This window comes from Ciceribacter sp. T2.26MG-112.2 (assembly GCF_900492205.1).
Classification (GTDB): Bacteria; Pseudomonadota; Alphaproteobacteria; order Rhizobiales; family Rhizobiaceae; genus Allorhizobium; species Allorhizobium naphthalenivorans_A.
Window position 1 is genome coordinate 237,539 of sequence record NZ_UEYQ01000001.1, and the last position, 22,073, is coordinate 259,611.

General features: G+C 64.5%; 24 protein-coding genes and 1 tRNA gene. 11 read left to right on the plus strand and 14 right to left on the minus strand.

Going from position 1 to position 22,073, the window contains the following annotated elements; translation table 11 throughout:
- Window position 1: 1 nt before the first annotated feature.
- From deoC to DYZ14_RS01240, 9 genes are all read right to left on the minus strand, one after another.
- Window positions 2–775 (minus strand): deoxyribose-phosphate aldolase, encoded by a 774-nt coding sequence (deoC, locus tag DYZ14_RS01200; protein WP_154718972.1) that lies wholly within the window; start codon window positions 773–775, stop codon window positions 2–4.
- Window positions 768–1,577 carry a purine-nucleoside phosphorylase gene (locus DYZ14_RS01205; RefSeq protein WP_154718973.1) on the minus strand — a complete coding sequence of 270 codons (810 nt, stop codon included), beginning with the start codon at window positions 1,575–1,577 and terminating at the stop codon, window positions 768–770. The genes deoC and DYZ14_RS01205 overlap by 8 nt, the downstream gene beginning before the upstream one ends.
- Window positions 1,574–1,966: a cytidine deaminase gene (locus DYZ14_RS01210; RefSeq protein ID WP_115668803.1), complete on the minus strand. Its 393-nt coding sequence runs from the start codon at window positions 1,964–1,966 to the stop codon at window positions 1,574–1,576. Before DYZ14_RS01210 ends, DYZ14_RS01205 begins: the two co-directional genes overlap by 4 nt.
- Before the next feature lie 5 nt (window positions 1,967–1,971).
- Window positions 1,972–2,943: an ABC transporter permease gene (locus DYZ14_RS01215; RefSeq protein ID WP_154718974.1), complete on the minus strand. Its 972-nt coding sequence runs from the start codon at window positions 2,941–2,943 to the stop codon at window positions 1,972–1,974.
- A gap of 10 nt (window positions 2,944–2,953) precedes the next feature.
- Window positions 2,954–4,057, minus strand: a complete 1,104-nt coding sequence (locus DYZ14_RS01220; RefSeq protein ID WP_154718975.1) for an ABC transporter permease — start codon at window positions 4,055–4,057, stop codon at window positions 2,954–2,956.
- 7 nt (window positions 4,058–4,064) lie between these two features.
- Window positions 4,065–5,585 carry an ABC transporter ATP-binding protein gene (locus tag DYZ14_RS01225; RefSeq protein WP_154718976.1) on the minus strand — a complete coding sequence of 507 codons (1,521 nt, stop codon included), beginning with the start codon at window positions 5,583–5,585 and terminating at the stop codon, window positions 4,065–4,067.
- Between the two features lie 65 nt (window positions 5,586–5,650).
- Window positions 5,651–6,643, minus strand: a complete 993-nt coding sequence (locus DYZ14_RS01230; RefSeq protein ID WP_154718977.1) for a BMP family lipoprotein — start codon at window positions 6,641–6,643, stop codon at window positions 5,651–5,653.
- A gap of 250 nt (window positions 6,644–6,893) precedes the next feature.
- Entirely contained in the window at window positions 6,894–7,553 is a 660-nt protein-coding gene (gene msrA, locus DYZ14_RS01235) for a peptide-methionine (S)-S-oxide reductase MsrA (protein ID WP_154718978.1), read from the minus strand.
- Between the two features lie 51 nt (window positions 7,554–7,604).
- On the minus strand, window positions 7,605–7,922 hold the full coding sequence (locus DYZ14_RS01240; protein ID WP_154718979.1) for a hypothetical protein: 318 nt from the start codon (window positions 7,920–7,922) through the stop codon (window positions 7,605–7,607).
- A gap of 204 nt (window positions 7,923–8,126) precedes the next feature.
- Between DYZ14_RS01240 and DYZ14_RS01245 the strand changes: the two genes are divergently transcribed.
- Window positions 8,127–8,216: transfer RNA gene (locus tag DYZ14_RS01245), tRNA-Ser, on the plus strand.
- 274 nt (window positions 8,217–8,490) lie between these two features.
- On the opposite strand, the gene DYZ14_RS01250 is transcribed toward DYZ14_RS01245, so the two are convergent.
- Complete coding sequence (locus tag DYZ14_RS01250; protein WP_154718980.1) at window positions 8,491–9,318, minus strand: transporter substrate-binding domain-containing protein; 828 nt, start codon at window positions 9,316–9,318, stop codon at window positions 8,491–8,493.
- A 164-nt stretch (window positions 9,319–9,482) separates the two neighbouring features.
- Window positions 9,483–10,412 (minus strand): LysR family transcriptional regulator, encoded by a 930-nt coding sequence (locus tag DYZ14_RS01255; protein ID WP_154718981.1) that lies wholly within the window; start codon window positions 10,410–10,412, stop codon window positions 9,483–9,485.
- A gap of 149 nt (window positions 10,413–10,561) precedes the next feature.
- Between DYZ14_RS01255 and DYZ14_RS01260 the strand changes: the two genes are divergently transcribed.
- The 10 genes from DYZ14_RS01260 to DYZ14_RS01305 all read left to right on the plus strand — a co-directional run bounded on the left by DYZ14_RS01260 (window position 10,562) and on the right by DYZ14_RS01305 (window position 19,856).
- Window positions 10,562–11,737 (plus strand): NAD(P)/FAD-dependent oxidoreductase, encoded by a 1,176-nt coding sequence (locus DYZ14_RS01260; RefSeq protein WP_154718982.1) that lies wholly within the window; start codon window positions 10,562–10,564, stop codon window positions 11,735–11,737.
- Window positions 11,734–11,988, plus strand: coding sequence for a 2Fe-2S iron-sulfur cluster-binding protein (locus DYZ14_RS01265; protein WP_115668812.1), 255 nt, complete (start codon window positions 11,734–11,736; stop codon window positions 11,986–11,988). The genes DYZ14_RS01260 and DYZ14_RS01265 overlap by 4 nt, the downstream gene beginning before the upstream one ends.
- Window positions 11,981–13,318 carry an FAD-dependent oxidoreductase gene (locus DYZ14_RS01270; RefSeq protein WP_154718983.1) on the plus strand — a complete coding sequence of 446 codons (1,338 nt, stop codon included), beginning with the start codon at window positions 11,981–11,983 and terminating at the stop codon, window positions 13,316–13,318. The genes DYZ14_RS01265 and DYZ14_RS01270 overlap by 8 nt, the downstream gene beginning before the upstream one ends.
- Entirely contained in the window at window positions 13,315–14,733 is a 1,419-nt protein-coding gene (locus DYZ14_RS01275) for an aldehyde dehydrogenase family protein (protein WP_232365398.1), read from the plus strand. The genes DYZ14_RS01270 and DYZ14_RS01275 overlap by 4 nt, the downstream gene beginning before the upstream one ends.
- 11 nt (window positions 14,734–14,744) lie before the next feature.
- Window positions 14,745–15,488 carry a 4-hydroxy-tetrahydrodipicolinate reductase gene (locus tag DYZ14_RS01280; RefSeq protein WP_154718984.1) on the plus strand — a complete coding sequence of 248 codons (744 nt, stop codon included), beginning with the start codon at window positions 14,745–14,747 and terminating at the stop codon, window positions 15,486–15,488.
- 17 nt (window positions 15,489–15,505) lie between these two features.
- On the plus strand, window positions 15,506–16,429 hold the full coding sequence (dapA, locus tag DYZ14_RS01285) for a 4-hydroxy-tetrahydrodipicolinate synthase (protein WP_154718985.1): 924 nt from the start codon (window positions 15,506–15,508) through the stop codon (window positions 16,427–16,429).
- Window positions 16,430–16,620: 191 nt separating this feature from the next.
- A complete protein-coding gene (locus tag DYZ14_RS01290; RefSeq protein WP_115668817.1) occupies window positions 16,621–17,286 on the plus strand; it encodes an amino acid ABC transporter permease in 666 nt (221 codons plus the stop codon).
- 18 nt (window positions 17,287–17,304) lie between these two features.
- Window positions 17,305–18,078, plus strand: coding sequence for an amino acid ABC transporter ATP-binding protein (locus tag DYZ14_RS01295; protein WP_154718986.1), 774 nt, complete (start codon window positions 17,305–17,307; stop codon window positions 18,076–18,078).
- 8 nt (window positions 18,079–18,086) lie between these two features.
- A complete protein-coding gene (locus DYZ14_RS01300) occupies window positions 18,087–19,163 on the plus strand; it encodes a saccharopine dehydrogenase family protein (RefSeq protein WP_154718987.1) in 1,077 nt (358 codons plus the stop codon).
- A gap of 102 nt (window positions 19,164–19,265) precedes the next feature.
- Window positions 19,266–19,856: an IMPACT family protein gene (locus tag DYZ14_RS01305; protein WP_154718988.1), complete on the plus strand. Its 591-nt coding sequence runs from the start codon at window positions 19,266–19,268 to the stop codon at window positions 19,854–19,856.
- A 23-nt stretch (window positions 19,857–19,879) separates the two neighbouring features.
- On the opposite strand, the gene DYZ14_RS24085 is transcribed toward DYZ14_RS01305, so the two are convergent.
- From DYZ14_RS24085 to pncB, 3 genes are all read right to left on the minus strand, one after another.
- The gene (locus DYZ14_RS24085; RefSeq protein WP_181903923.1) at window positions 19,880–20,038 is read right to left on the minus strand and encodes a hypothetical protein; all 159 of its coding nucleotides are present in this window, start codon (window positions 20,036–20,038) and stop codon (window positions 19,880–19,882) included.
- 111 nt (window positions 20,039–20,149) lie between these two features.
- Window positions 20,150–20,623, minus strand: coding sequence for an SRPBCC family protein (locus DYZ14_RS01310; RefSeq protein ID WP_154718989.1), 474 nt, complete (start codon window positions 20,621–20,623; stop codon window positions 20,150–20,152).
- 124 nt (window positions 20,624–20,747) lie between these two features.
- A complete protein-coding gene (gene pncB / locus DYZ14_RS01315) occupies window positions 20,748–22,052 on the minus strand; it encodes a nicotinate phosphoribosyltransferase (RefSeq protein WP_154718990.1) in 1,305 nt (434 codons plus the stop codon).
- Window positions 22,053–22,073 lie beyond the last annotated feature (21 nt).

Below are 22,073 nucleotides of genomic sequence, written 5' to 3' on the forward strand. Positions count from 1 at the left end.
GTCAGTATCCCGTGTTGTCGGCGCTCGACCGGCCACCGCCGAGCACGGTCAAAATATCGTCGAGCAGGCCTGAGGCGCCGAAGCGGAAGGTCGACGGCATCACCCAGTCCTCGCCCAGGATGGTATCGGAAAGGCGCAGGTATAGACCGGCGTCGGCGACACTCGAAATGCCACCGGCCGGCTTGAAGCCGACCTTCTTGCGGCTGTCGCGGATCGCCTGCAGCATGATGTCGGCCGCCTCGAGCGTCGCATTGACGGCGACCTTGCCGGTCGAGGTCTTGATGAAATCGGCACCGGCGGCGATCGCCAGCTCCGAGGCGCGGCGGATCAGGGCGGTATCCCTGATCTCTCCGGTCTCGAGGATGGTCTTCAACAGGACGGGTTCGGCACAGGCGGCGCGCACCGCCTCGACCATGGACGTTACCGCCCCTTCGTCTCCGGCCATGAAAGCCCGATAGGGAATGACCAGATCGATCTCGTCGGCACCGTCCGCGATCGCTTCGCGGGTCTCGGCAAGCACGTCCTCGAGCTTCAGGTCGCCGGAGGGGAAATTGACCACGGTTGCGATGCGCACCGGGCTTTCCGGTCCGAGCAGGGTGCGGGCGCGGGCGATGAAGCGCGGCCAGATGCAGATGGCGGCGGTGTGGCCATAGGGCGTTACCGCCTTGGCGCAGAGCGCATCGATCTGCGCCGGTGTGCAATCGTCCTTCAGATTGGTGAGATCGACCAGGGCAAGTGCCCGGGCGGCGATGGCCCGCGCTTCGTGACTATCCAAGTTCCGTCCCTCCACCAGCGATCATTCTCTTGAGGATGGCGGCAAGCCGTTTGCCCCCGATCGGTGCCATGTCCTTGGTTTCGGCATGACTGAGCTCGGCCCCGGTCATGCCGGCGCCGAAATTGGTGATAACAGAGGCGGCGGCCACCCGCAGCCCGAAAAAGCGGGCGAGGATGACTTCCGGCACGGTCGACATGCCGACCGCATCGGCGCCGAGGATGCGGGCCATGCGGATTTCGGCCGGCGTTTCGAAGCTCGGGCCGGAGAACCACATATAGACGCCGGAGGAGAGCGGAATGCCTTCCTCGGCGGCGGCACGCTGCATGGCGGCGGCGAGATCGGCGTCGTAGGCGGAGGTCATGCCAACGAAGCGACTGTCGCTTTCCTCGCCGATCAGCGGATTGACGCCGGAAAAATTGATATGATCGCTGATCTGCATGACCGAACCCGGCGGCAGATCCTCGCGCAGCGATCCGGCGGAATTGGTGAGGATCAACGACTGCACGCCAAGCCCGCGCAACACCTCGATCGGCACGCGCATGGCATTGGCTTCGCCGTGCTCGTAGTAGTGAATACGGCCAGCCAGCATGATGACCGGTTCGCGGTCGAGATAGCCGGCGACCAGTTCACCGGCATGACCGGACACGCCACTCAGCGGAAAGCCCGGCAGATCATGGTAGGAGACACGGATCGGATCGCGGATCTCGTCGACCAGCGAGCCGAGGCCCGATCCGAGCACGATACCGTACCGCGGCAGAAGGCCTTCGAGCCGGTCGACGAGGAAGTTGATCGCCTCCCTCATCCGAGAATGTCCGTCTTGAAGGAGAAGGGCAGGAGTTCGTCCATGGTCATCGTCTTTTTCACGCCGACCTCATCGCACAGATAGATCTTCGTGCCTGCCTCGGCGAATTCGGCGATCTTCTGGCGGCAGCCGCCGCAGGGCGGGCAGAGCGCCATCTTCTCGGCGATGACCGCCATTTCGACGATCTTCTTCGCCCCGCCCATGATCATGCAGCCGATCGCCGTCGGCTCGGCACACCAGCCTTGGGGGAAGGACAGGTTCTCGATGTTGGCGCCGGTGTAGATGCGCCCGTCATCGGCGCGGATGGCCGCCCCGACCGGGAATTTCGAATAGGGCGCATGGGCGAACTTCATCGCGTCGCGCGCAGCCTCGAACAGGTCATGGGACATGGAAATCAACGCTCCTTCACGTAAGGGACACCGCCGGCCTTGGGCGGATTGGCAGAACCGATCAGGCCGGCAAGCAGGATGCAGGTGAGGATGTAGGGCAGCGCCTGGAAGATCTGTACCGGCACTTCGCCTATGCCGGGAACCGACTTGCCCTGCATGAAATTGGCCAGCGCATCGAGGAAGCCGAACAGCAGGCAGGCAAGCAGGACCGGCACCGGGCGCCATTTGGCGAAGATCAGCGCGGCGAGTGCGATATAGCCCTTGCCGGCCGACATGTTGTTGATGAAGGCCGCCGACTGGGCGATCGCCAGATAGGTGCCGGAGAAGCCGCAGAGGAAGCCGGCGACCAGAACCGCGCGGTAGCGCAGCCAGGTGACCGAAATGCCGGCGGTGTCGACGGCGCCCGGATTTTCGCCGACGGCGCGCAGGCGCAGGCCGAAACGGGTGCGATAGAGCACCCACCAGGAGATCGGCACGGCGAGGAAGGCGAGATAGGTGAGCAGATTGTTGCCTGAGATGACATTGGCATAGAGCGGACCGATGATCGGCACGTCGCGGATCAGGTCGACACCCGGAAGCGTGATCGGCGAGAAGCGCGCATCGGCGGCAAGGCCCGGGGTGCGGCCGCCCTGGCGGAACCAGGCATGACCGAGCACGGCGGTGAGGCCGGCGGCCGCGAAGTTGATCGCCACGCCGGAGACGATCTGGTTGCCGCGATTGGTGATCGAGGCGAAACCGTGGACCAGCGAGAAGGCGAGCGATACGCCGATGCCGGATGCAAGCCCAAGCCAGGGCGAACCGGTCATGTAGGCGGCGGTGGCGGCGGCGAAGGCGGCCGCCAGCATCTTGCCCTCGAGGCCGATGTCGAAGATGCCGGCGCGTTCGGAAAACAGGCCGGCCAGCGCGGTGAAGATCAGCGGGATCGACAGGCGGACGGTGGAGCCGAGGATGCTGACGAGAATGTCGAAGTAATCCATGTCGCTCACCTCACGCTTTGACGATTTGCTGGTAGATGCGCACGATCGTCGGCCGGAACATGTATTCGAGCGCGCCGGCAAACAGGATCACCAGACCCTGGATCACCATGATCATGTCACGGGTGATGGTCGGCATGTCGAAGGACAGTTCCGCCCCTCCCTGGTAGAGCACGCCGAACAGGATCGCGGCGAGCACGATGCCGATCGGGTGGTTGCGGCCCATCAGCGAGACGGCGATGCCGACGAAGCCGGCGCCGCTGACGAATTCGACCTGCAGGCGGGCGGACGCGCCCATCACCGGATTGAGCGCCATCATGCCGGCAAGGCCGCCGGAGATCAGCATGGTGATGATGACGATCTTGACATAGGGAATGCCGGCATAGGCGGCGACCGAACGGCTGATGCCGAGCGTGCGCATCTCGTAGCCGAGCTTGGTGCGCCAAATCAGCACCCAGACGAGCACGCACATGACGAGCGCAATCAGGAAGGAGACGTTGAGAGGCGCGGGTCCGAGTTTCAGGCCGAACATGGCCATCAGCCAGTCGAGCTTGGGCAGTTGTCCGCCTTCGAGGAAGGTGCGGGTTTCCGGCGCCATCTTGCCGGGCACGATCAGCACATGCACCAGCACATAGTTCATCAGCGACGAGATGATGTAGTTGAACATGATCGTGGTGATGACGATGTGGCTGTTGCGCTTGGCCTGCAGCCAGGCGGGGATGGCAGCGCCGGCCGCGCCGAACAAGGCTGCGGCACAGATGGCGAGCGGCATGGTCACGTACCACGGCACATAATGGTCGAGCGACAGCGCCACCAGGGCTGCGCCGAGGCCGCCGAGATAGGCCTGGCCTTCGGAGCCGATGTTGAACAGGCCGGCATGATAAGCGACGGCGACGGACAATCCGGTGAAGATGAAGTTGGTGGCGTAGAACAGCGTAAAGCCGATGCCCTCGCCGCGTCCGAGCGCCCCGGCCAGCATCAGCTTCAGGGCTTCATAGGGATCCTCGCCGATGATCCAGACCACGAGACCGGAGACCAGGAAGGCGAGGATGAGGTTGATCAGCGGGATCAGCGCGTAGTTGATCCAATTCGGCAGCGGTACGGAAGCGGTGCTCATCAAAACCTCATGCGGCAATGCCGGCCATCATCAGGCCGAGCGTCTGTTCGGCCGTTTCCGGGCTCTTCTCGCCGACGATCTTGCCGGCGAACATCACCAGCACCCGGTCCGACAGCGAACGGATCTCGTCGAGTTCGACCGACACCAGAAGCACGGCCTTGCCGGCGTCGCGCGTCTCGACGATCCGGCGATGGATGAATTCGATGGCGCCGATGTCGACGCCGCGGGTCGGCTGGCCGACGACGAGCAGTTTCGGGTCGCGCTCGATCTCGCGGGCAACGACGATCTTCTGCTGGTTGCCGCCGGAGAAATTGGCGGTCTTCAGCCTGGGATTGGGCGGACGGATGTCATATTTCTCGATCTCGTCGACGGCGGCCTTGCGCACCGCATCGGGCTTCAGGAATGCGCCCCTGCCGTAACGATCGTCACGATGATAGCCGAGGATGGCGTTTTCCGCCTCCTCGAAGGCCAGCACCAGGCCCATATGGTGGCGGTCTTCCGGAATATGCGCCAGTCCCATGCGCCTGAGGCGCGCCGGATCAAAGCCGGTGACCGGCTCACCGCAGAACAGGATTTCGCCCGAGGTCGGCTTGCGGATGCCGGTGATGGCCTCCAAGAGTTCGCTCTGGCCGTTACCCGCGACGCCGGCAATACCGAGGATCTCGCCGGAACGCACGTCGAAGGAGACATTGTCGACCATGGTGACGCCGCGCTGATCCTTGACCGTCAGGTTGCGCACAGAAAGGAAGACCTCGCCGGGCTTGGAATCGCCCTTGTCCACATGCAGCAGCACGCGGCGACCGACCATCAGTTCGGCCAGTTCCTCGACCGTCGTTTCGGACGTCGTGCGGGTGGCGACGATCTCGCCGCGGCGCATGACCGACACCGTGTCGGTGATCGCCATGATTTCGCGCAGCTTGTGGGTGATGAGAATGACCGTCTTGCCCTGGTCGCGCAGCACGCGCAGGATCTTGAACAGGTGGTCGGCTTCGGCGGGGGTGAGCACGCCGGTCGGTTCGTCGAGGATCAGGATTTCGGCGCCGCGATACATGGCTTTGAGGATCTCGACCCGCTGCTGCAGCCCGACGGGGAGCTCCTCGACCACGGCATCGGGGTCGACCTCGAGTTCATAGTCGTCTTCGAGCTTCTTCAAGGCGTCGCGCGCCGCATCCGTGCCCTTGCCGAGCAGCGGGCCGCCCTCGGCGCCGAGCATCAGGTTTTCCAGCACGGTGAAATTCTCGACCAGCATGAAGTGCTGATGCACCATGCCGATACCGGCGGCGATCGCCGACTGGCTGTCACGGATGGCGACCGGCTTGCCGTCGATGTGGATCTCGCCGCTGTCGGCATGGTAAAAGCCGTAGAGGATCGACATCAGCGTCGACTTGCCGGCCCCGTTTTCGCCGATGATGCCGTGGATCGAGCCCTTGGCGACCGTGAGATTGATGTTCTTGTTGGCATGCACCGCACCGAACTTCTTGTCGATGCCGATCAGTTCGATCGCCGGCGCCTGGCTCTTTTCGTTCATTCCGGTCCCCCAGACATAAAAAGGGCGCAAGGCGGATTGAGCAACCGCCTTGCGCCCGGATCAGATCACTTCGGGCAGGAATTGTCCGACATGTAATCGTGGACCTTGATGGTGCCGGCAATGATGTCGGCCTTGGCCTTTTCGACGGCTGCCTTCATATCGTCGGTGACGAGCTTGGCATTGTGCTCGTCGAGCGCATAGGCGACGCCGTCTTCCTTGACGCCGAGCGCCTGGACGCCGGCGGTGAACTTGTCACCCTTGGAGTCGGCATAGGCGTTGTAGACGGCGAGGTCGACGCGCTTGACCATGGAGGTCAGGACCGAACCCGGATGCAGGTGGTTCTGGTTCGAGTCGACGCCGATCGACAGCTTGCCATTGTCGGCCGCGGTCTGCAGAACGCCAAGGCCGGTTGCGCCGGCTGCCGCATAGATCACGTCGGCGCCCTGGTCGATCTGGTTCTTGGTGAGTTCGCCGCCGCGAACCGGGTCGTTCCAGGCAGCGCCGGTGGTGCCGGTCATGTTCTGGAACACCTCGATGTCGGCATTGGCTGCGCGCGCGCCCTGTTCGTAGCCGCAGGCGAACTTACGGATCAGCGGAATGTCCATGCCGCCGACGAAGCCGACCTTGCCGGTCTTCGACGCCATGCCGGCCAGTACGCCGACGAGGTAGGAGCCTTCCTCTTCCTTGTAGACGACCGAACGGACGTTCGGCAGGTCGACCACCGAATCGACGATGACGAACTGGGTGTCGGGGAATTCGGCCGCGACCTTCTCGACCGCCGAGGTCCAGGCGAAGGACACGGCGACGACCGGGTTATAGCCCCGCGAGGCGAAGTTGCGGATCGCCTGTTCGCCCTGGGTGTCGCCGGTCGGTTCGAAGTCGCGATACTCGGTGCCCGTCTCGGCCTTGAACTTCTCGGCTCCGGCATAGGCTGCTTCGTTGAACGACTTGTCGAACTTGCCGCCCGTGCCGTAGACGAGTGCCGGCTTGACGTCGGCGGCGAGCGCCGTTGCCGACATTGCGGCCAAGGCAAAGAGACTCAAAAGGGTTTTCTTCATTGTGCAGCCCTGTTGTTGCTATTGATCTTGCTGGGTCCTCCCGCAAGCGCTTTGACGCGCCAGTCTGCGGAACCACCGACCCCTTTTCCAAGGGCCTGGCTGGTTTCATCCTTGCATGGCTCTTGGAAAAATTCACCCGATTTTTTTCAACTGGTAAAGAAACATTCGACGCTTGCCCGCCTCAACACAGGACGCCGAAAATTCAGCCAGATCAAGGGGCTCGCTGCCGCCGGAACGAGCAGCGGGCGGCTCATGAGGCGACCGGCAGCGGGCAGGTCACGCCAATGCCGCGAAGGCTGCAATACCCGTCAGGGTTCTTCGCCAGATATTGCTGGTGATAGTCCTCGGCATAATAGAATGGTCCCGCCGGGGCGATCTGCGTCGTCACCGTCTGCTTGCGGCCCGCTGCGATCATCGCCTCCTGGAAGGCATCGCGAACCTTGAGCGCGGTGTCGATGTCATCGACGCTTTCGGCATAGATGGCCGAACGGTAGGTCGTGCCGATGTCATTGCCCTGGCGCATGCCCTGGGTCGGATCATGCGCCTCGAAGAAGATTTTCAGCAGCGCCTCGAGCGGCACCACCTGCGGATCGTAGACGACCTTGACCACCTCCGCATGACCGGTGAGCCCCGTCACGGTCTCCTGGTAGGTGGGATTGGGCGTGAACCCGCCCTGGTAGCCGACCGCTGTGACGTACACGCCGGGCGTCTTCCACAGCAGCCGCTCGGCGCCCCAGAAACAGCCCATGCCGAGATAGACCGTCCTCGAACCCTCCGGATAAGGTCCCTTCAACGGGCGCCCGGAGACGAAATGCGTCTCGGCGGTCGCGAGCGGCTCCGGGCGGCCGGGAAGCGCGGTCTCGGCGGTGGGCATGGTCATCTTCTTGTTGAACATATCGATCAGGAACATCAGGACTCCTAACGGGCACGGACCAACCGCGCGGACGGGGCGGCACAAGGATCAGGCGGCGAAACGCCCGGCCGGCGACGGCTTCTTGTAGCCCACCATCCACAAGAGCAGCGCCAGACCGAGAAGCACCGCAAATGCGGGTTGCGGCAGGAACCAGGCATCGAACATACGCCAGGCCGACGTGCCGATCTTCGTTTCGACGAAAGCGCGAAAACCGACCAGGGAGGCGGGGGCGATTTCCACCCAGGCCAATCGGAGCGGCGTGACGACGAATTGCGACGCCGACACCGAGGCGATCGAATCCATGGTGGCGGCAATCACCGCGACACACAAGGCCCCGAAACTCGCCAGACGAAATATGAAACGCACAGAACCAGTCCCCCATGCAGCCACCCCACGCGACCACGGCACCTGCCCCCTGCATGCACCGCCTTCGGGGCGAAGGCCAGCCAATAGATAGGCTTTTGTCCAGGCAAGTCAAAAAACCGTCAGATTTCGGTTGATCGCCGGGAAATCCTCGTTATATATCGCGCCCGACCGGCCGCTTCGCATGACGAGGGTGCCGGCTCCTACGGACAGGTGGCCGAGTGGTTTAAGGCGCACGCCTGGAACGCGTGTGTACGTGAAAGCGTACCGAGGGTTCGAATCCCTCTCTGTCCGCCATTCCATCTTCCTCAATATATGTAGCGATATGTAGCGGCCGGTTTCGCACGGTCGATCGTATCGACCGAACGGCTGCCAAGGCGGGCGGGTCTTAATCGAGACGAAACACCCCCGGCTCGCCGCCACGTCCTCGTTTTCCTATGGCGCGGCGCACGGGTTTCCTGCAGGCGTCGCATCAGAATCCTGGCGTGGCCGAGCGGATCGGCCGCAAAGACAGGAAAACCCGGCGGTTTCCCGCCGGGTTTCCTGGTCGCGACAGATTGTGTCCTTGCCGTCAGCCGCCGAAGCCGAAGCCGACCGGCATGTCGTCGAGAGTGATGCCGAAGGTCTCGAGGCTCTTCAGGATCCAGGTCTGGTTGTTGCCGATGCGGCGATTATATTCGGCCCAGGCAGAGACGAAGCTCTTGAAGGTCTCGTCAGCGCCATAGTTCAGGGCGATGACCGAGGGCGTGGAGAGAACCGGCGTCGGGACCTTCACGGCGCCGATGGTCGGTGCCTTCTTGGCAATGACCAGGCCGTTCAGCATGGTGTTGACCAGCGCATCGGCCTTACCGGTGGTCACTGCGACGATCGCTTCGTCACGGGTCTTGAAGCGCAGGATATTGGCCTTGGGCAGATATTGCTGGGTGATCAGGTCCTGGGCGGAGCCGAGGTCGACGGCGAAGGTGTATTTCGGGTCGTTGAGCTCGGTCCAGGTCTTGCCGGCAATCTCCTCCTTGGCGGAGACCAGCACGAAGCTGTTGTAGTAGGTCGGGTCGGAGAAGGAGACCGACATGGCACGGACCGGCGTCGCGGTCACGGCAAAGGCCATGTCCACCTTGCCGCTCTGCACGTCGAGGATGGCGTTGGCCCAGCTGGATTCCACCACTTCGAGCTTGACGTCCAGGGTCTTGGCGATGTCGTTGGCCATGTCGAGCACGAAGCCCTGCCATTCGCCGGTGCGGGGATCCTTGTTGAAGTAGGGCGTCTCGTTGAGGATCGCCGGAATGCGCAGCACGCCACGGGCGCGGATGTCGTCGATGGTGCCGGCCGATGCCGCCGTGCCAGCCAGCAGCGACAGCGCGATTGCGGCTGCGCCACAGATCTTTGAAAGCAATTTCATGGTCTGGTTCTCCATTGTTCCCCGGAATCTCGTTTGATGTCCGTCTCCCCGCGCCCGTGCTTGAGGCTCGCGGGCTGACCGGCCGGAAATCAGCCTATCCGCGAATCGACCGGGAACAATGCTAGAGAGTCCGAGCCACTTATCGGCTTTTTTATATGTCGTGGTCAGAGCGGCGGCAGGGAGAGTTCGCTGCTGCGCGGCGGATCGAGCACCGGGCCAACCAGTTCGCGGCGGCAGTCCTCGAACAGTTGCTGCACCATCGGATGCTTCTGCAGGAAGCCGGCATTGCCGAAATAGACCCGCACTTCCGGCAGGTTGGTGAGCTTTGTGCTGCGGATCGACACGTCTTCCGGACCGACGCACCAGGAGGGGATGATCGAGAAGCCGAGACCTTCCTCGACGCAGCGCTTCACACTGGAACTGCCGGAGGTGGAGATGGCCGGCTGGACAATCGCCCCGTCGCGGCCGAGGAAGTCGACGGCCAGGTTGCGCAGTGTCTGGCCGGGCTCGTAGGTAATGAAGGGGCGGCCCTCGGCCCAGCGGGGAATGTCCTGTTGCGCAGGCGGCTCGCCCCAGGCCTCGGGATAGACGAGGCTCAGCCGGTAGCTGCCGAGCAGGCGCTGCGGAACGACCGGATCGCCGAAATAGCGCTCGGAAATGCAAACGTCGAGACTGCCGTTCTTGACGAGTTCGGCGAGCACCGTGTCGCGCTCGTAGACGGCGAATTCCATTTCGGGAAAGGCTTCGCGGAACCGCGAGAGAACCCTCGGGAACAGATAGAAGAAGATCGCCTGGGGCATGCCGACGCGCAGCGACGAGCGCTGGTTCTCGATCAGCTTGGTCAACCGCTCCAGCATGATGTCGAGTTCGGGATGAAGCAGGCTGTAGAGGGCGCGGCCGCGCGGGGTGAGCGAGATTCGCTTGGCGCCCTGCTCGGAATCGATCAGCTTTCCCTGCAGGATCTGCTCCAGCCGCCGCACATGATTGGCGGCCGACTGGTAGCTCAGGTTCAGATCGCGCGCCGCACCGGAAAACGAACCGTGCCGCGCCACCTGGTAGAAAGTCTGGATGAGTGTGAGGCTGATCTTGGCCATGGAGCGGGTCCCCCTCCTTCTCTGTTAAGGGGTCGGGACTTTCTAGCGGATACAAATTTCGTGAACAAGCAAGGCCGTCATCTTGTATCGACGGTCAAGCCCTGCAGCCGCCAATATTGGTCGACAACCAACAAGGCCGGCTCGAAATCATGCAATCCCGCCCCCCGTCCAGCGCCATCGTCATCGGTTCCGGCATCGTCGGAGCCGCCACGGCCTATTTCCTGGCCAGGCGTGGCATCGCCGTCCGGCTGATCGACGCATCGGCTCCGGCGGCGGAAGCGACGGGGGCCGCAGACGGCGCCGTGTCCGTTGCCAGCAAGCGACCGGGACCGATGATGGCCGCGGCGCTCAAGGGTGTCGCACTCTATGGCGAACTCGCCGACGCGGGATTGCTCGCCGGCGCCTTCAAGCGCCGCTCGACTTTCATCGTTGCGGCATCGGACGAGGAATGCGCCGTGCTCGAGGCCCATTCGGCCGCTCTCGCCGGCGCAGGCGTCAGGGTCGAGACGCTGTCCGGAACCGATTTGCGCCAAGACTTCCGGGCTCTCTCGCCGCAGGCGAAGATGGCGGTTGAGGTGCATGGCGAGGGCCATGCGATCGGCTACCAGATCGTCCATCGGCTGCTGACGGCGTCCGGTATCGTGGTCGAGCGCGATATGCGGGTCGAGGGATTTCAGCTCGAGGACGGCGGCAGGCGCATTGCGGGGATAACGACGAACCGCGGCTCGCTCACCGCCGACGTCGTGGTAATCGCCGCCGGCAATGGCTCGGCGGAGCTCCTCGGGTTCTCCGGCATACTCACCCCGCGCAAGGGCCAATTGCTGGTTACGGAACGGGCACCCGAGCTTAACGCCGCCATGCGTGGCGCGATCATGTCGGGCCGCTATCTGCTCAGCAAGGGAAGCCAGAAGGCCGGCCATGCGCCGCCGCCGCGCGGGCTCGGACTGGTGATCGACCCGCTCGTCACCGGCCAGTTCCTGATCGGCGGCACGCGCGAGGATTTTGGCAAACGGGAGACCAATGACATCGACGCCGTTTCGCGCATCCTCAAGGATGCCGTGGCGCTCGTTCCCGGCCTTGCCGGCGTCCGGCTGCTGCGGAGTTTTGCCGGAGTTCGCACGGCCGTCATCGATGGTCTGCCCCTGGTCGGACGGATCCCAGGTCTCGAAAACGGCTATGTGGCCACCGGCTTTGAGGGCGACGGCATCTGCCTCGGCCCGGTCACCGGCAAGTCGATCGTCCAGCTGATCTGCGGCGAGGAGCCGGATCTCGACCTTTCGTCCTTCGAACCGGCCCGGTTCGCCGGCCAGGGAGCGTCGGCATGACCGGGCAGAGTTTCGACTGGATGGGGCGGAGAATTCCCTTCCGCACCGGAGAAAGCCTTGCGGCAGCGCTGGAGGCCGCCGGCATCCTGACCTTCGGCCCCGACACGCTCGGCCAGGAGACGCGCTATTTCTGCGGCATCGGCGCCTGCCAGTGCTGCCTGCTGCGGGTCGACGGGGTGGTCCGGGAAGCGTGCATCACACCGGCCAGGGCGGGCATGCAGGTGGAAGCGCTGGAGAGACGCCATGATTGAGTCCGATGTCATCATCATCGGCGGCGGTCCGGCCGGGATTGCGGCTGCGACCGAAGTTGCTCGTTCCGGCTACACGGTCGAACTCGTCGAACAACGCGAGAGCCTGGGTGGCGCGATCCATCGCCAGCCGATCGAAGGCGTTCAGCCGATCCACCAGGCGGCCGGCCCCAAGGCCCGCTGGCAGGCGCTGGCGAACGCCTTTTCGGCCGCACGCATCCCGGTGCGTCATGCTTCGGTCTTCCTCGGCGTCGACGGCGACGGGCGGGTTCTGATCGAGAACCGACGCACCGGCCGGGTCGAACAATTGGGACCCAAGGCTGTCATTCTCGCAACCGGCGCGGTCGAGAAGGTTCATCCGCGGCCGGGCTGGCAGATGGCCGGGGTCTCCACCGCCGGCGGGCTGCAGGTGATGATGAAGGAGACCGGACGGGCGCCGCAAGGTCGCGTCCTGCTCGCCGGCAGCGGGCCGCTGCTGATTGCAGTCGCGGCCCAGATGGCACGGCTCGGCAGTCCGCCGGTGGCGATCGTCGAGGCGGGCGATCCGATGCGGCAGATCGGTCCGGGGATCGCCATGCTCGGGCATGCCGCCCTCCTGCGCGAAGCGGCCGGCTATCTCTCGCAGATCTATCTGCGCCGCGTGCCATGGATGCGCGGCACGCAGCTCGTGACGATCGCGCGGAACGGCGAGAGCCTTCAGGCCGTATTGCGGCGGCGCGACGGCAGCGAGCGGCAGATCACGGTCGACCGCATCGGCCTGCATGACGGGATCCGGCCCAACGATTTCGGCCTGCCGAACGAGGCGACGGAACCGACATCGAGGCCCCTGATAGTGAGGGCCGGGGATTGCCGCGAGGCGCTCGGCGCCTTTGCCGCCGAGGCGGACGGACGGCGGGCAGGCCGCGCGGTCGCCGACCTCCTGTCGGGGAAGCACGACCGCGCCGGGCTTGACCATGCAGTCGAGCGCGCCCGCATGGCGCAGGCGACGCTGGCGGAGCTCTTTACTCCGGTCCACGGGCCACAGCTGCTTCGGTCCCTGCCGGACGACACCATTCTCTGCCGCTGCGAAGGCAAGACGGTCGGCGACCTGCGCCAACTCTGCGACCGGGCGGACCGGCTGACGGGCCGAGAAGTCAAGCACAATGGCCGTTTTGCCATGGGCGCCTGCCAGGGCCGGTTCTGCGCCGCCAATACCGCGGCGCTGATGGCCGAGATCAATCCGGGCGGCCCCGCGCCGTCGACCGAGGACCTGACCGGCCGCCGCTGGCCGGTGCGTCCCATATCCATCGCGGCGCTGACCGGCGCCATCCCCCCGAACACCGAAAACGAATGACGAGGTTTACCGACATGACGCAAGCCCAGCGCCTGGCGCCCGAGACCACCAATGCGATCCTGGTCCGCAATCCCTTCGACGGCCAGCCGGTCGGCGAAGTGGCGGCCAGCTCTTCGGCCGAAATCAACGCCGCCGTGCTGCGCGCCAAGGCCGCCCAGTGGGAGTTCCGCGGCTCGACCCCGGCGGTGCGCCGCGCCATGCTGAATGCGCTGGCCGCCGAGATTGCCGCCGATGCAGAGAACCTGGCGCGGATCATTTCCAGCGAGATGGGCAAGACGATCCGCGAGGCGCGCAACGAAGTGCGCCGCGCCCAGAACACGCTGAAGCTCTCCGGCGATGCCGGGACCTTCCTGGACGGCGAGGCGCTGCACTGCGCGATCGTCGAAGGCGGCGCGGACCGGCTGGCGACGATCACCTACGAACCGGTCGGCGTCGTCGGGGCGATCACGCCCTTCAACTACCCGCTCAACCTGCTCTGCCACAAGCTGGGCCCGGCGATCGCCGCCGGCAATGCCGTGGTCGCCAAGCCGTCTCCCAAGGCACCGCTGGCCGCCGCGCGCTTGCGCGAACTGGCGCTGAAGGCCGGCTGGCCGGCCGACCTGTTCCAGATCGTTCATGGCGCGGCGGAGGCTGCCCTGTCGCTGGCCCGCTCGCCAATCGATCTTCTGTCGTTTACCGGCGGGCCGGGTGCCGGCCTTGCGCTGAAGAATGCCAGCGGGCTCATTCGTTGCCTGATGGAACTCGGCGGCAACGATCCCTTGTTCGTACTGCCCGACGCCGATCTCGACAAGGCCGTCGCCACCACCATCGGCCATCGCTTCGAGATTGCCGGCCAGAGCTGTGCGGCGGTGAAAAAACTCTACCTGCACCAGGACATCGAGAAGGCCTTCACCGAGAAGCTGCTGGCCGCCGTCGACGCCGTCGAGTTCGGCGATCCGTCGAAGGACGATACCGACATGGGCACGGTCATCGACCTTGACGCGGCCAAGGCCGTGGCCGAACGCGTCAACGCCAGCATCTCCGGCCATGGCGGCACGCTGCTGACCGGCGGCACCCATGACGGCACGGTCTTTGCGCCCACCGTCATCTCGGAGGTGGCCGTCGATGCGCCGGTGATCGCCGACGAGACCTTCGGCCCGATCATCGCCATCCGCAGCTTCACCGACCCGCGCGCCGCGATCGCCGAGGTCAATGCCGGCGCCTATGGCCTGCAGGCCGGCGTCTTCACCAACGACCACGCGCTGATCAAGACCTTCTCCCGCGACCTCGTCGTCGGCGGCGTGATGATCAACGAGGGACCGGATTTCCGCGCCGAGCACGTGCCCTTCGGCGGCGTCAAGCGCTCCGGCCTCGGCCGCGAAGGTGTGCGCATCGCGCTGCGCGAAATGTCGGAGCCGAAGGTGGTGATCGACTGAGGAGCCAGGTCATGCGCATCGCCATCATGGGAGCCTCGGGCCGGGTCGGGACCCGGCTCGTCGAACTCATCCTCGCCAATCCGGGACTGGAACTTGCAGCCGCCCTGGTCTCTCCCGGATCGCGCCTTGTCGGCATGCCGGTCGCCGGCGGCAGCATCGAATACCGCCCGGCCGAGGCGGCGATGAAGAGCCATTGCGACGTGATGATCGATTTCTCGACGCCGGCGGCAAGCCTCGCCTTGCAGGCGGATATCGGCGCAAAGGCGATCCCGATGGTGATCGGTACCACGGGTTTCACCGCTGAAGAAGATGCCCGGCTGACCGCATCCTGCGCTCATCGGCCAATGCTGGTCAGCGCCAACTTTGCCCACGGCTTTGAAGCCTTCCGGCTGGCGGTCCTGGACTTCGCACGGCGCATGCCGGATGCCGAGGCAAACGTCGGCGAAATCTACCATGCCCGCAAGAAGGCGGAACCGTCCGGCACCTCTCGCCTTCTGGCGCGCCAGCTGTTCGAGGCGCGCAGCCGCGCCATGGGCTTTGCCGCCCCCGAACCGTCGATCACCGTCCACCGCGAGGGCGACACGGTCGGCGTGAACGAGGTTCGCTTCGATTTGGGCTCGGCCGAGGCCAGCTTCACCTACCGGGTTCATACACTCGCAGCCTATGCGGAAGGTGCACTTGCTGCCGCCCGATGGCTGGTTTCCACACCGCGTCCCGCCGGCCGCTACAGCCTGGCGGACAGCCTGAACGACTGATGATAATAGAGAGGAACATGACCATGCAGGACCTTCATCAACGCTTCAACGGCGTCTTCACCGCCCTCATCACGCCCTTCAAGGACGGTGCCATCGATACCGCGGCCTATGACGCCCTGGTCGAGCGCCAGATCGAAGCCGGGGTCGCGGGTCTCGTTCCGGTCGGAACGACCGGTGAGGCGGCGACGCTTTCCGACGAAGAGGCCGAGGCCCTGATCGCCCGCACCGTGAAGCTTGCAGCCGGGCGCGTTCTGGTGATGGCGGGTGCGGGCGCCAACGACACGAAAAAGACGATCGACAAGGTCAAGCGGGCCGAGCAGGCCGGCGCCGATGCGGTGCTGATCGTCACGCCCTATTACAACAAGCCGACCCAGGCGGGCCTCGTCGCGCATTACGGCGCGGCGGCTGAGGCGACCTCGCTGCCGGTCATGCTCTATTCGGTCCCCGGACGCTGCGGCGTGGAGATTGCGCCGGAGACCTGCGCAGTCCTCATGGAAAAGCACGACAACATCATCGCGATCAAGGAAGCCGGCGGATCGGCCGCCCGCGTCACCCAGTTGCGCGCCGCCTGCGGCGACGGGCTGATCATCCATTCGGGCGATGACGGACTGACCCTGCCCTTCCTTTCGCTCGGCGCCGTCGGAGTCACCAGCGTCGTCGCCAATGTCGCGCCGCGCGAGATGGTGCAACTGGTCGAAGCCTGGAAGACGGGCGATACGGCGCGGGCGCTGGCCCTGCACGAACTCATTGCCGAACTGACCGACGGCATGTTCATCGAATCCAATCCGGGACCGGTCAAGGCGGCGCTGGCGCTTTCCAACCTCGCCGGGCCGGAGATGCGCCTGCCGATGGTTCCGGTCTCGCCGGCCAACCGCGAAAGGCTCGCCGGCATTCTCGGCCGCTTCGCCTCCGCCTCGGCCGCCTTCCAAGAAATGCGGTAAGCGGCGGCATCAGCTTTGCATTGTCCGTGGCGAACGGACGTAGGACTATCCACCGTCGGCTTCCGGCCTCGTTCGGCAGCCGACGAAAAGACCAGGGGAACAAGAATGACAAACTGGACTGACGTGCACCGGTGTCCCCGATACGGGCATCATCCGTCTTTCCCGGCGGACAAGACCGCAAGAGGTGGCCGATGAGTTACAACTGGGACTTCCATTCCGTATGGCAATATTGGGACCTCTTTCTCTGGGGTCTGTGGATCACCGTCCTCTACACCTTCGGCTCGATCTTCTTCGGCGTGCTGATCGGTTTCCTCACCTGCGCGGCACGGCTGTCCGGCTGGAAAATCCTGTCCGGCATTGCCCGGGTCTACCAGGAGATCTTCCGCTGCACACCTCTCCTGGTCCAGCTTCTGTGGTTCTACTATGCGTTTCCGTTGCTGGTCGGCACCTCGATCGACAACCGCATCGCGGCCATGCTGACCCTGTCGCTCTATGTCGGCGCCTTCTATGCGGAAATCTTTCGCGGCGGGATCGTGTCGATCGACAAGGGACAGCGCGAGGCGGCCTCGGCGATCGGCATGAGCCCGTGGCAGTCGATGAGCCGGATCATCCTGCCGCAGGCGATGAAGCGGGTCCTGCCGTCCTTCATCAACCAGTCGGTCATCCAGTTCAAGAACACCTCGCTGGTCTCGGTCATCTCGGTCGCCGATCTCGCCTACATGGCGGCGGTGGTGAACGGCCAGACCTACCGGCCGCTGGAATCCTACACGCTCATGGCCGGGCTCTACATCGCCATGCTTTTGCCCCTCACCCAGGCTGCGGACTGGATCGAACGGCGCCTCAGGGTCAGCGATTAACGGAACGGAAGCACGGACATGACACAGAACTCCACACCAAAGGCACCCGTGATCGAAGCTTCCGCTCTGCGCAAGAGCTATGGAACGCTCGAAGTCCTCAAGGGTCTCGATCTCAGCCTCGAGCGAGGTGAGGTCGTCGCGCTGATCGGCCCTTCCGGGTCGGGCAAGTCGACCTTCATCCGCTGCCTCAACATGATGGAAATCCCGACCGGCGGCACGATCCGCTTTCGCCAGAAGGCGGTCGGCGAACGGTTTCGCGACAAGGGCGACGAGATCGGCATCGGCACGCTGCGCCGCCATGTCGGCATGGTGTTCCAGCACTTCAACCTTTTCCCGCACAAGACGGTGCTGCAGAACGTAACCGAAGGCCCGATCGTGGTCTGCAAGCGGCCGAAGCGCGAGGCGGAAGAACTGGCCATGGACCTGCTCGCCCAGGTGGGACTTGCGGAAAAGCACTCAGCCTATCCGAACCATCTGTCCGGCGGCCAGAAGCAGCGCGTGGCGATCGCCCGGGCTCTGGCCATGGAGCCCGAAGTGCTGCTGCTCGACGAGGTGACCAGCGCGCTCGACCCGGAACTGGTGGGCGAGGTTCTCGCCGTCATTCGCGGCCTGGCGGAGAAAGGTATGACGATGGCAATCGTCACCCATGAAATGGCCTTTGCCGCAGACGTCGCAAGCCGTGTCCTGTTCCTCGACCAGGGCGTCATCGCCGAGACCGGCACCGCCGAGGATGTGATCCTCAATCCGCAGAACCCGCGCCTTCAGGGCTTCGTTCAGCGGTTCAAGGGCTGAACATCATCATGGCGAAACTCAAGGTCTGCATATTCGGCGCCGGGGAAATCGGCTCGGCGCTGGCAATGGCCCTGGCGGCGAACGAGGATTTCGCGGTCCAGGTCATCGATCGATCGGAGGAGGCACTCGACCGCCTCCGCGCGATGAACATCCAGGCGACGCTCAAGACCTTCGGCCATAGCGACGAGTTGCAGGGGCTGTTGTCAGGCCAGGACGCCGCGGTCGCGGCCGTGCCGGACGGGGCCGTCAACGCGATCGCTGAGGCGGCGGCGCGGGCAAGGGTTCACTATCTCGACTTTTCCTGTGCCCGGCCGGAGACCCGGGCCATCCTCGCGCCGCTTTCCGAACACCGCGCCGTGTTCAACGGTTGCGGAGTCTCGCCGGGAATGATCGGCAATGTCGCCTGCGGCCTGCTCGACGCCTTCTCGCCGGTCACGGACCTGACCATCCGGGTCGGCGCCATACCGCGCTATCCGACCAACCGGCTCGGCTATGGCCAGATCTGGAATGTCGACGGCCTGATCGACGAATATACCCGGCCGAGCGCCGCGATCCGCGACGGCAAGGCGGTCAGCGTGTCGCCGCTCGAGGAATACGGCCAGCTGAGCATCGATGGCGTGACCTATGAGGAGTTCGTCACATCCGGCGGTGTGGAGGATCTGTCGATCTTCTCGGAATCGGCGCCGAGGAACGTGACGTTCAAGACGATCCGCTATCCCGGCCACCTCGACTACATGCGCTTCCTGCTCGACGATCTGGGTTTGCGCCACCGACGCGACATGCTGCGGTCGCTGCTCTACAACGGATTGCCGGTGATCGAGGACGACGTGCTGCTGCTGGTCGTGACCGCGCGCGGCTATCGCGGCCGCCAGCCGACGGAGCGCACCATCTGCCACCGCTTCTCTCCGAACCGGACCCTCGGACCCTTCAATGCGCTGACCTCGGTGGCGACCGGCTATGCCGCGACGCTGCTATCGATGTTGCAGGGTGGAGAGATCCCGGCACAGGGCCTGATCGCGCACCACCGCATCGACACCGGAACCCTGCTTTCGAGGGACTTCCTGCGGCCACTGTTGTCGGCTTGAACACGACGCCCGGCCATTGCCGGGCGGCGCAGTTCTCCGGCTCGCGCCGGTCTCTGGCAAGCGGGCGGGCGAAGCGCTATGAGGGACGTTCAGGAGCATCCCATGTTTAGCCTCGAGCGCACCGAGACATTTTCCCAGGACATCAAGAAGAGCCGGTTCGTCGCCCACGCCGCCCCGGTCATGAGCGAGGACGAGGCCAAGGGCTTCATCGCCGCCGTGAGCGACCCTTCCGCCAATCACAATTGCTGGGCCTGGCGCATGGGCCAGTCGTATCGCTTCAGCGATGACGGGGAACCGAGCGGGACCGCCGGCAAGCCGATGCTGCAGGCGATCGACGGCCAGGCGCTGGATCGCGTCGTGGTCGTTGTCACACGGTGGTTCGGCGGCATCCTGCTCGGAAGTGGCGGGCTGATGCGCGCCTATGGCGGCACGGCGGCGGCCTGCCTGAAAGCGGCTGCAAAGACAGAGATCATTCCGCGGATCGAGGGTGAGATCGTCGCCGGCTTTTCCGACCTTGCGGTGCTGAAGGCCCGTCTCGGCGCCCTGCCCGATCTTATCGTCGTGAACGAGAAATTCACCGCAAGCGGCGCGATCCTGACTGTCGCCCTGCCGGAAGCGGCGGCCGCTCAGGCGAACCGCCTGGTAACCGACCTCACCAGCGGACGGGCATTCGTCCGCTTCGGCGACGGCTGAACCCGCGTCGTGTCACGCCCGTATCAGTGGATGGTGTCCGGCGATTCGTCGCGGAGCAGATGCAGCGCATCGGTGAGGGCCGCGACCAGAATGTCGGTCAGTTCGTCGCCCTTGTTCTCGACCAGCATGGCCTGGATTGCCGCATCCTGCTGTTCGAAAAAGTGATCCGGTTCATTGGTCATTCTATCAGTCCCCTCATGGTGCCGATTCAGTCTGCATCGTTCGGGACTGTTTAACGCCGGCTGGCTTGCGCCGGGCTGTCACGCCCGGCTCGCCCCATGCCAGCAACGGCATCACGCCGTCTGGGGTTCCCCATGCGCTCCACCTCCGGCGACGATCGCGCCGAACTTGGAGAAGAATTCGCCGGCCAGCTTCTTCGAGGTCGAATCGATCAGACGGCTACCCAGCTGGGCGATCTTGCCGCCGACCTCGGCCTTGACGGTGTAGGTGAGGATCGTGGCATCCGGTCCGTCGGCTTCAAGCGAAACATCGGCGCCGCCCTTGGCAAAGCCCGCCAAACCGCCCTTTCCTTCGCCGGCAATCGTATAGGAAAACGGCGGATTGAGGTTCTGCAGCTCGACCGCGCCCTCGAACTTCGCCTTGATCGGCCCGATCTTCAACACCACCTTGGCGGTCATGGTTGTGTCGGAGGTCTTGTCCAGGCTCTCGCAGCCGGGGATCGCCTGGCGCAGGATCTCCGGGTCGTTCAAGGCCTGCCAGACCGTCTCGACCGGCGCCTCGATGCGTTCGCTGCCATTCATGTCCATGTCGGTGCTCCTCCCGTTCCGCGACCGTCCAGTGTGTTTGCGCCCCTCCCCGGGCACACGCTTGATGCGGAAGCTTACAGGGCAAGGAGTGGATGGCAAGCGCTGCGGGCAGGATGTTTCGGCTTCAGACGAGGACGGCTTGCTCGACGCGGTCCTCTGTGCCGAAGAATTGCATGTAGCGTTCGACCTCGGCCGGATCGCCGGTCGCCTTCTTCGGATTGTCGGAGAGCTTGACCGCCGGACGGCCGTTGACCTCGCTGACCTTGCAGACCAGCGAAATCGGCTTCAGCCCCTCGATCTCGCGCGGCGCGCAGCCGGCGAAATCATTCGTCAGATTGGTGCCCCAGCCGAAGCTCATGCGCACCCGGCCCTCGAAATGACGATAGGTATCGATGATCGCGTCGACGTCGAGACCGTCGGAGAAGATCAGCAGTTTCTGGCGCGGGTCGCGTCCCATCTTCTGCCACCAGTCGATGATCTTTTCCCCGCCTTCGATCGGCGGGGCGCTGTCGGGACGGAAACCGGTCCAGTCGGCGACCCATTCCGGGGCGTTGCGCAGGAAGGCGGCCGTGCCGTAGGTGTCGGGCAGAACGATCAGCAGATTGCCGCCGTAAAGCCGGTTCCAGTCGCGCATCACGTCATAGTTGGAGGAGAGCAGTTCGGCGTCGGTCTTCGCGAGCGCGGCCCTGACCATCGGCAGCTCATGCGCATTGGTCCCGACCGCCTCAAGGTCGGAGTCCATGGCGAGCAGAACGTTGCTGGTGCCGGTGAAGGCCGGGCCGATCCCTTCCTTCAGCGCCTCGACGCACCAGCGCTGCCAGAGGAAGCTATGGCGACGGCGGGTGCCGAAATCCGAGATCCTGAGGCCCGGAAGCTCACGCAATCGCTCGACCTTGGCCCACATCTTGGCCTTGGCGCGGGCGTAGAGCACGTCGAGGGTGAAAAGGCCCATGTTCTTGGACACGGTCCGCGAGCGCAGCTCGTTGATGATGGCGAGCGCCGGGATCTCCCACATCGTGGTTTCCTTCCACTTGCCGTGGAAGTTCAGGACGTACTGGCCATCCTTCTTCGAAAGCTCGTATTCAGGCAGCTGGAAGGCGGCCAGCCAGGCGAGGAATTCCGGCTCGAAGATCTGCTTGGTGCCGTAGAAGGTGTTGCCGGCGAGCCAGATCGCTTCCTTCTTGGTGAGGCGCAGCGTGCGGGCATAGTCGAGTTGGGCGCGCAATTCACCCTCGTCGATCTCGTCGGCGAGCCGCACCGTCTTTGTCCGGTTGATCAGGGTAAAGGTCGCATCGACGTCCGGATAGAGCTTCCAGATCATTTGCAGCATCAGAAGCTTGTAGAAGTCCGTATCGATCAGGCTGCGGATGATCGGATCGAGCTTCCAGCTGTGATTGAAGACTCTGGTCGCGATGTCGGTCTTGGTCATCGAGTGACTGTCCTGCAAGTC

Coding starts and splice junctions, on each gene's coding strand:
- DYZ14_RS01205 (WP_154718973.1), bottom strand. CDS start 1,577: ATGAGGGAGGCGATCAACTTCCTCGTCGACCGGCTCGAAGGCCTTCTG.
- DYZ14_RS01210 (WP_115668803.1), bottom strand. CDS start 1,966: ATGTCCCATGACCTGTTCGAGGCTGCGCGCGACGCGATGAAGTTCGCC.
- DYZ14_RS01215 (WP_154718974.1), bottom strand. CDS start 2,943: ATGGATTACTTCGACATTCTCGTCAGCATCCTCGGCTCCACCGTCCGC.
- DYZ14_RS01220 (WP_154718975.1), bottom strand. CDS start 4,057: ATGAGCACCGCTTCCGTACCGCTGCCGAATTGGATCAACTACGCGCTG.
- DYZ14_RS01225 (WP_154718976.1), bottom strand. CDS start 5,585: ATGAACGAAAAGAGCCAGGCGCCGGCGATCGAACTGATCGGCATCGAC.
- DYZ14_RS01230 (WP_154718977.1), bottom strand. CDS start 6,643: ATGAAGAAAACCCTTTTGAGTCTCTTTGCCTTGGCCGCAATGTCGGCA.
- msrA (WP_154718978.1), bottom strand. CDS start 7,553: ATGTTCCTGATCGATATGTTCAACAAGAAGATGACCATGCCCACCGCC.
- DYZ14_RS01250 (WP_154718980.1), bottom strand. CDS start 9,318: ATGAAATTGCTTTCAAAGATCTGTGGCGCAGCCGCAATCGCGCTGTCG.
- DYZ14_RS01255 (WP_154718981.1), bottom strand. CDS start 10,412: ATGGCCAAGATCAGCCTCACACTCATCCAGACTTTCTACCAGGTGGCG.
- DYZ14_RS01260 (WP_154718982.1), top strand. CDS start 10,562: ATGCAATCCCGCCCCCCGTCCAGCGCCATCGTCATCGGTTCCGGCATC.
- DYZ14_RS01265 (WP_115668812.1), top strand. CDS start 11,734: ATGACCGGGCAGAGTTTCGACTGGATGGGGCGGAGAATTCCCTTCCGC.
- DYZ14_RS01270 (WP_154718983.1), top strand. CDS start 11,981: ATGATTGAGTCCGATGTCATCATCATCGGCGGCGGTCCGGCCGGGATT.
- DYZ14_RS01275 (WP_232365398.1), top strand. CDS start 13,315: ATGACGAGGTTTACCGACATGACGCAAGCCCAGCGCCTGGCGCCCGAG.
- DYZ14_RS01280 (WP_154718984.1), top strand. CDS start 14,745: ATGCGCATCGCCATCATGGGAGCCTCGGGCCGGGTCGGGACCCGGCTC.
- dapA (WP_154718985.1), top strand. CDS start 15,506: ATGACCATGCAGGACCTTCATCAACGCTTCAACGGCGTCTTCACCGCC.
- DYZ14_RS01290 (WP_115668817.1), top strand. CDS start 16,621: ATGAGTTACAACTGGGACTTCCATTCCGTATGGCAATATTGGGACCTC.
- DYZ14_RS01295 (WP_154718986.1), top strand. CDS start 17,305: ATGACACAGAACTCCACACCAAAGGCACCCGTGATCGAAGCTTCCGCT.
- DYZ14_RS01300 (WP_154718987.1), top strand. CDS start 18,087: ATGGCGAAACTCAAGGTCTGCATATTCGGCGCCGGGGAAATCGGCTCG.
- DYZ14_RS01305 (WP_154718988.1), top strand. CDS start 19,266: ATGTTTAGCCTCGAGCGCACCGAGACATTTTCCCAGGACATCAAGAAG.
- DYZ14_RS24085 (WP_181903923.1), bottom strand. CDS start 20,038: ATGACCAATGAACCGGATCACTTTTTCGAACAGCAGGATGCGGCAATC.
- DYZ14_RS01310 (WP_154718989.1), bottom strand. CDS start 20,623: ATGGACATGAATGGCAGCGAACGCATCGAGGCGCCGGTCGAGACGGTC.
- pncB (WP_154718990.1), bottom strand. CDS start 22,052: ATGACCAAGACCGACATCGCGACCAGAGTCTTCAATCACAGCTGGAAG.